A 4,408-nucleotide genomic window follows, 5' to 3' on the forward strand; every position below is an offset into this window, starting at 1 on the left:
TGCGCAATGGCATCCTTGGCTTTACCGATGCCGATACGCGGGGCGGCACATTCCACCTGACCGGGCTGACCTGCAACGATGCAAGCAGCGCCTGGACAAGCGAGCCGATGGTTCGGCTTGGTTATCCGGGTGCGTTTTCATTCAGCGAGGCGGGCTTTGAGCGGATCGTCATCGAGAATATCAAGGTCGACGGAGCCAATGCGGCCGCGTTGCAGCTGATCGACCTGCGTCTGCATACGGGCGATTACATCCGCGAAATGACCTGGCCGATCATCCAGGGCGTCTCGCTGACAGGCGATTTCACACGCGAAATCGTGATCCGCAATATTGTTGGCCGCAATCTGGTTACTGCAGAACAAATCCGTATCGAGCTGAATGCTGCAGCGACCGACGTCAAGCTGGTACTCGACAATATCGATATCACCGACAGCAGCGGCGCGCAGCTGGGGATCACGATTGTCAATGGCAGCCGCGTAACCAGTGGCTTTATCGGTGACAATGTATTGCCTGCCATCACCGGACGGCCTGCAAAATGCCAACCGCTTTATGCGCAGCATAGCGTCGACCTTTCCGGGCTGGGTGCCGGTGCGACCAGCGGTGACCAGCTGGTTGCGATGACCGGCGTCGTGGCGGGCCATGAATTGGTGATCGTGCCGCGCAATGTATCGCTGTCAATCCTTGAGGCGCGGGTGACGGCGGCGAACCAGATCGGTTTCAAGGTCAAGAATTTGGGAGGCGGTGCCGGGCCCAATCCGGCGCTGTTCGATTGTTACGCGCGCAGGAGCAAAATTGCATGACATTACCGAACGAAATCACCGCCGAAGAAACGCGTGCGGTCATTGCCAATGGCAAAGCGGCGGAGAAAAGCCGCGAGGAACAAAGCGCCTATTATGACGAAGTTATGGCGCGTTATCCCGACATGCCGCTGGCGATGGCGCTGGCAATGGCTGAAACCGAGGCAGTTGCGGTATGAAGTTCGAGCCATTTGGAGCATTGTTATTCGCCGCATCCATGACCAGCGTAGGCGTGGGCGATCAAGACTGGATGCTTGTGGGCATGGCGCTTGGCGGTGGTTCGCTGGCAGGCGTCTATTCGATTATCAAGGGGCGCATGCTAAAAACGCCGCGCCGCGATGTTGTGCTGTGGGCCTATCTTTCGGCGGTCGGCGGCACGCTGCTGGGCCTTGCCTTTGCCGAATATCTGGCAGGCCAATCGATCAGCTTTGGCGACAGTAACCATCTGACCATGCCACCTGCGCCGCCATTGGCGCTGGTGATTGCGGCCAGTGGCGGTTCGCTCACTGAAATGCTGGTGAAAGGCTGGATCACGCGCAAGATCAAAAAGGCGCTGGGCGATGATGGAGCAGGGGGCGGGCTATGACCAATCTACCCAAAGGCTATGAATGGCTGCGCAATATCGGCCAGCTGCCACGGACTGTCAGTGAAGGCCTTGCGATGTTGGGTGTCGCTGAAATCGTCGGCAAAGGCAGTAACCGCACCATCATTGCATGGCGCGATGAGTTGAACCATGCGGGTATAAAGATTGTCGGTTATTCCGATGATGATATTCCGTGGTGTGGCCTCTATGCTGCAATTGTCACACATCGCGCTGGCAAACATGCGGTTGAAGGTCCATTGTGGGCACGAAATTGGGTTAAATTCGGGACGGCAACCAATGAGCCATCGCTGGGCGATATATTGGTATTCGCGCGCAAAGGCGGCGGCCATGTAGGCTTTTATGTGGCCGAAGATGATGGTGCCTATCATGTGCTTGGCGGCAACCAATCCAATCGGGTTTCAATAACGCGGATCGCCAAGGATCGCTGCATTGCGGTTCGCCGTCCGATTTATCGGAACAAGCCAGCTAGCGTTCGTCCGTACAAGATGAAAGCAACGGGCGGCCTTTCGGTGAATGAAGCCTGACCATGAACCGGAGCCCCAGCCCAGACCTGACTGCAAAGCGCGCCGAACGTCAATTCGAGCGCATTCTATCGCAGCGTGCGGCGGTGGCGCAGGTTGCAACCACGAGTGTCAAGGCAGCTGCGCTTTCTGCCGTCGAGGCGGTAGTAGCGCCTGGAGGGTCGCTCGATACGCGCCTTGGGGGCATCGAGAGCCGCCTAGACGCTCTGGAACCCTGACATGGCACTGCGCATTACCTTGCATGAACTGGCGGCTGTGACGGACCAGAATGGTCGCATCCTGCCCATATTAGGCAAGCAAATTACGGGCGAAGTGCTGGCTGTAGGCGCTGCCGTTGCCAGTAGCGCCGCCGCGCCCGAATCCTGTCTGGTGCATTTCAAGGCAGGCGAGGATTGCTATATCGCCATAGGCGAAGAAGATGCGGCGGCTGCCGATATCGCAACCAGCTTTCCCTTGGATGCAGGCGAACGCGACACGCGCTATCTGGCCATAGGCGAATTTATCAGTGTGATCGCAGCATGAGAGGTCTTGGTCCCTATTATAGCAGCGCTAGCGCGGGCGGTGGCGGCGAGGTAGCCGCGCCCATTCCCGTTCGCGGGGAAATCCCCGCAGGTGTGGTCGATGGCACCAATCCGCTATTCACCTTGGACTTTGCGCCGGTGGCCGGTGTCTCGCTGTTCTACAATGGCGTCCGACTTGGCGAAGACCAATTTGCCCGTGTTGGCGTGAACATAACCTTAAGTTTCAACCCCGAAACCGGTGCCAGTTTGCGCGCCGATTATGAGCGTTAGGCAGGATGATGCGGATATTCAAATATATAGCCGTGGCGATGATGCTGCTTGCAGCCCCCGCGCTTGCACAGACCAAGATAGAGTTGAGTGCGCAGGTCAAAGGGGTACTGCCTACGGCCAATGGTGGCGTTGTCGATGGTGACAAAGGCGATGTTACCGTTTCGGCAACGCGTACCACATGGACAGTCGACAGCAATGTTGTGCCCAATGCCAAGGCCGCCGACATGGCAACATCGACGATCAAGGGCAGGGTGACAGCCGGAACCGGCGATCCCGAGGATTTGACGGCGGCGCAAGCTACATCGATCCTGAATGTTGCGACAACCGGCCTCAAAGGCCTTATGTCATCGACCGACAAGACAAAGCTGGACGGCATTGCGACGGGTGCGACCGCAAACAGCAGCGATGCCACATTGCTAAACCGTGCGAACCATACAGGCACGCAGGCAGCGGCGACGATAACCGGGCTTGCCACGGTTGCCACATCGGGAAGTGCCGCTGATCTGGCGGGCAACCTTCCCGTCGCGCGGTTGAACGGAGGAACAGGGGCGACTGCGACAACATTTTGGCGCGGCGATGGTGTGTGGGCCACGCCTCCGGGCGGCGGCAGCGGTTCACCGGGCGGCAGCACCGGGCAAATCCAGTATAATGATGCCGGTGCCTTTGCCGGTTCGGCAAACCTTGTATGGGACAATGCCAACAGCATCCTTGACCTGAGCGGCACCATTGAACTGGCAGCCGTTGCATCGGAGCCATCGGTGCCTGCAGCTGGCAACGGCAAACTGTATTCCAAGGATATTGCAAGCCGGATTTTGCCCAAATGGATCGGGCCATCGGGCGTTGATTATGTGCTGCAATCGCACATGGGGCAGAATAATATCCGCATCTGGCGGGGTGGTGCAACCACAACCGCCACGACCTTTGCCGCCACCATAGGGGCAATGCCCTATACCGGCGCAAGCCCGACCGCGCCGACAATTCCGACATTGGCGGCCACCAACCTGAAAACGCAAACCTTCCGTTCGGTGATATCGACGGGCGCGACTGCAGGCGCGTTGACCTATATTCGCGGCAACCAGCTTTCAATATGGCGGGGCAATGCCGCAGGGCTGGGTGGGTTTTTTGTCGTACATCGCTTTGGCCTTGAAGTCTTGCAGGCAGGCCAGCGAACCTTTGCAGGAATAGTCGATGTTGCGGCCAACCCGACGAATATCGATCCGGTAACGACGACAACGCCGGGTGGAATCGGATTGGCGATCAACACCAATAGCGGCAACTGGAACCTTGTGCACAATGCCACCGGCACCGCGCGAACGGCCATCGCGCTGGGTGCCAGCTTTCCCGTGAATACGACCGACCTTTTGGAACTGGCACTGTTTTGCCCTCCGCAATGCGCAGCGATCGGCTATCGCGTGACCAATCTTTCAACGGGCGCGCAGTCGAGCGGAAGCCTTTCAACCAATATCCCGGCCAATACAGCCTTTCTGGCACCTTCGCTGTGGCTGACCAACAACGCCACCGCTGCAGCGGCAACGCTCAACTATGTTTCAACCTATGTCGAGACGGATTTCTGACCATGCCCAAGCTGACCGACACGATGCGATTGATCCTGTTGCTGGCGCTGGTTTTGGCGCTGGTAATTGTTCCCGGCCTTGCTTTGCGCAGCTGCCAGGAATGGAAAGAGGCCGAGGGCGAAGC

General features: G+C 58.2%; 8 protein-coding genes. All 8 read left to right on the plus strand.

Annotated elements, in window-relative coordinates:
• Positions 1–797 (plus strand): hypothetical protein (locus tag Q0239_RS12675; protein ID WP_298603425.1); only part of this gene is annotated, 797 nt, incomplete at its 5' end.
• Positions 794–973 (plus strand): hypothetical protein, encoded by a 180-nt coding sequence (locus tag Q0239_RS12680; RefSeq protein WP_298603427.1) that lies wholly within the window; start codon positions 794–796, stop codon positions 971–973. The genes Q0239_RS12675 and Q0239_RS12680, both read left to right, overlap by 4 nt.
• Before the next feature lie 38 nt (positions 974–1,011).
• Positions 1,012–1,380 (plus strand): hypothetical protein, encoded by a 369-nt coding sequence (locus tag Q0239_RS12685; RefSeq protein WP_298603428.1) that lies wholly within the window; start codon positions 1,012–1,014, stop codon positions 1,378–1,380.
• Positions 1,377–1,922, plus strand: coding sequence for a TIGR02594 family protein (locus Q0239_RS12690; RefSeq protein ID WP_298603430.1), 546 nt, complete (start codon positions 1,377–1,379; stop codon positions 1,920–1,922). Before Q0239_RS12685 ends, Q0239_RS12690 begins: the two co-directional genes overlap by 4 nt.
• Positions 1,923–1,924: 2 nt before the next feature.
• Positions 1,925–2,137: a hypothetical protein gene (locus tag Q0239_RS12695; RefSeq protein WP_298603432.1), complete on the plus strand. Its 213-nt coding sequence runs from the start codon at positions 1,925–1,927 to the stop codon at positions 2,135–2,137.
• Between the two features lies 1 nt (position 2,138).
• Positions 2,139–2,441, plus strand: coding sequence for a hypothetical protein (locus tag Q0239_RS12700; protein WP_298603434.1), 303 nt, complete (start codon positions 2,139–2,141; stop codon positions 2,439–2,441).
• Positions 2,438–2,710 (plus strand): hypothetical protein, encoded by a 273-nt coding sequence (locus Q0239_RS12705; protein WP_298603436.1) that lies wholly within the window; start codon positions 2,438–2,440, stop codon positions 2,708–2,710. Before Q0239_RS12700 ends, Q0239_RS12705 begins: the two co-directional genes overlap by 4 nt.
• Positions 2,711–2,715: 5 nt before the next feature.
• On the plus strand, positions 2,716–4,284 hold the full coding sequence (locus Q0239_RS12710) for a hypothetical protein (protein ID WP_298603438.1): 1,569 nt from the start codon (positions 2,716–2,718) through the stop codon (positions 4,282–4,284).
• The last annotated feature ends 124 nt before the right edge of the window (positions 4,285–4,408 follow it).

Source organism: uncultured Sphingorhabdus sp. (assembly GCF_937872355.1).
Taxonomy (GTDB): Bacteria; Pseudomonadota; Alphaproteobacteria; order Sphingomonadales; family Sphingomonadaceae; genus Sphingorhabdus_B.